The 2533-nt window shown below is 73.8% G+C and carries 4 protein-coding genes; all 4 read left to right on the top strand.

The genetic code is table 11. From position 1 onward, the window contains the following. Window positions 1-855, top strand: an 855-nt coding sequence (locus tag ACFV1L_RS36310; protein ID WP_380374560.1) for an MFS transporter, incomplete at its 5' end; no start/stop codon positions are given. Between the two features lie 38 nt (window positions 856-893). Further along, window positions 894-1313 carry a heme-binding protein gene (locus tag ACFV1L_RS36305; RefSeq protein ID WP_380374557.1) on the top strand — a complete coding sequence of 140 codons (420 nt, stop codon included), beginning with the start codon at window positions 894-896 and terminating at the stop codon, window positions 1311-1313. Further along, complete coding sequence (locus ACFV1L_RS36300; RefSeq protein ID WP_380374555.1) at window positions 1310-1657, top strand: nuclear transport factor 2 family protein; 348 nt, start codon at window positions 1310-1312, stop codon at window positions 1655-1657. Before ACFV1L_RS36305 ends, ACFV1L_RS36300 begins: the two co-directional genes overlap by 4 nt. A 5-nt stretch (window positions 1658-1662) precedes the next feature. Beyond that, a complete protein-coding gene (locus ACFV1L_RS36295) occupies window positions 1663-2490 on the top strand; it encodes an aldo/keto reductase (protein ID WP_380374553.1) in 828 nt (275 codons plus the stop codon). Window positions 2491-2533 lie beyond the last annotated feature (43 nt).

Raw genomic sequence — 2533 nt, 5'->3', positions numbered from 1 at the left:
GTGGTCGCCGCCGACCTGGTCGCCCCCGACAAGAAGGCCGGCGCCATCGCCACGATGTTCACCGGCCTCACCGTCGCCAACATCGTCGGCGTGCCGCTGGGCACCTTCATCGGCCAGGCCGTCGGCTGGCGCGTCACCTTCGCCGGCGTCGCCGCACTCGGCGTGGTCGGACTGCTCGGCATCGCCAAGCTCGTCCCCGCGCTGCCCCGCCCCGAGGGGGCCCACCTGCGCCGCGAGCTCAAGGCGTTCCGCAACCCGCAGGTCCTGCTCGCCATGGCGATGACCGTCCTCGGCTTCGGCGGCGTGTTCGCGGCGATCACCTACATCGCCCCGATGATGACCCACGTCGCCGGGTACTCCGACGGCGCCGTCACCTGGCTGCTGGTCCTGTTCGGCGTCGGGATGTTCCTCGGCAACCTGCTCGGCGGCACGTTCGCCGACCGCAAGCTGATGCCGATGCTCTACGCCTCGCTCGGCGGACTCGCCGTCGTCCTGGCCCTGTTCACCCTCACCGCGCACAACAAGGCCCTCGCCGCGGTCTCCGTCCTGCTCGTCGGGGCGCTCGGCTTCGCCACCGTCCCGCCGCTGCAGAAGCGGGTCCTCGACCAGGCGCACGGCGCGCCCACCCTGGCCTCCGCCGTCAACATCGGCGCCTTCAACCTCGGCAACGCCCTCGCCGCGTGGCTCGGCGGCGCCGTCATCGCCGCCGGCCTCGGCTACACCGCCCCGAACTGGGTCGGGGCGCTGCTCGCCGCCGCCGCCCTGCTGCTGGCCGTCTGGTCCGCCGTCCTGGAGCGCCGCACCCCCGCACGGGAGAGCGCCGTCGCCGCCGCCCCCGTCCCCGTCCACCACTGACCGTCCCCCGCCCCGTCCCTCCCAGGAGAAGCGCCACCATGAGCACCACCCTCACCCCGCTGACCACCGCCGACGCCGAGACCCTGGTCACCGCCGCCCGCCGCGCCGCCCACGCCGCCGGGGTCCCGGTCAGCGTCACCGTCCTGGACGCGGGCGGCCACCAGCTCGCCTTCCTCCGCGACGACAGCGCCGTGCTGATCTCCGGCGAGACCAGCACCCGCAAGGCGTACACCGCCCTCCAGCTGAACGCCCCGACCGCCGACCTGGTCGACCTGGTCAAGCCGGACGGCCCGTTCCACAGCCTGACCACCGCGCTCGACCGGCCGCTGCTGTTCATCGCCGGCGGCGTCCCGATCCACCGCGACGGCAAGCTCGTCGGCGCCCTCGGCCTCGGCGGCGGCGCCCCCGAGCAGGACCACTCGTTCGCCACCGCCGCGCTGACGGAACTCGCCCGATGACCCGCACCCCGCAGGAGGTCTTCGCCGACCACGGGCAGCGCCTGGGCACCGCGGACCTCGACCACATCGCCGGGAACTACACCGAGGACGCCGTCCTCCTCACCCCCGACGGGGCCTTCCTCGGCCACGACGGGGTCCGGCGGGTCATCGGCCGCCTCCTGGCCGACCTCCCGGACGCCGACTGGCAGTTGGACCCGCAGTTCGCCGGCGGGGTGCTGTTCCTCCAGTGGACCGCCGCCACCGCCACCCGCCGGGTCACCGACGGCACCGACACCTTCGTCTTCCGCGACGGACTCATCAGCGCCCAGACCGTCCGCTACACCCTCACCGACCGAAAGGCCTGAGCACCATGACCACCGTTCCCCACGTCACCCTCAACAACGGCGTCGAGATGCCGCAGCTCGGCTTCGGCGTCTTCCAGGTCCCGGACGAGGAGACCACCGCCGCCGTCGCCTCCGCCCTGGAGGCCGGCTACCGCAGCATCGACACCGCCGCGATCTACGGCAACGAGCGCGGCGTCGGCAAGGCCCTGGCCGCGTCCGGCGTGCCGCGCGAGGAGCTGTTCGTCACCACCAAGCTGTGGAACGCCGACCAGGGCTACGACGCGACGCTGCGCGCCTTCGACGCCAGCCTCGCCAAGCTCGGCCTGGAGCAGATCGACCTGTACCTGATCCACTGGCCCGCCCCGGCCCGCGACCTGTACCTCGACTCCTGGCGCGCCATCGAGCGCCTCGCCGCCGACGGCCGGATCCGCGCCGCGGGCGTCTCCAACTTCCAGCCCGCCCACCTGACCCGACTGATCGAGAACGGCGGCCTGGTGCCCGCCGTCAACCAGGTCGAGCTGCACCCCGGTCTCCAGCAGGCCGAACTGCGCGCCTTCCACGCCGCGCACGGCATCACCACCGAGGCCTGGAGCCCGCTCGCCCAGGGCGCCGTCCTGGACGACCCGGCGATCACCGCGATCGCCGCCCGCACCGGCAAGTCCCCCGCCCAGGTCGTCCTGCGCTGGCACCTCCAGCTCGGCAACGTCGTCATCCCCAAGTCCGTCACCCCGGCCCGCATCCGCCAGAACCTCGACGTCTTCGACTTCCGGCTGACCGACGACGAGATGGCCGCCGTCGCCGCCACCGACCGCGACCTGCGCACCGGCCCGCACCCGGACCGGTTCAACGGCTGACCCCGCACCCCCGGAAGCCCGCTGCGGGCCGGCCCGTCCCGGC

Source organism: Kitasatospora sp. NPDC059646, from assembly GCF_042734615.1.
In the GTDB taxonomy this organism is placed as follows: Bacteria; Actinomycetota; Actinomycetes; order Streptomycetales; family Streptomycetaceae; genus Kitasatospora.
The sequence above is the reverse complement of the archived record's forward strand: the minus strand, read 5'-3'. Positions and strand labels throughout refer to the sequence as shown.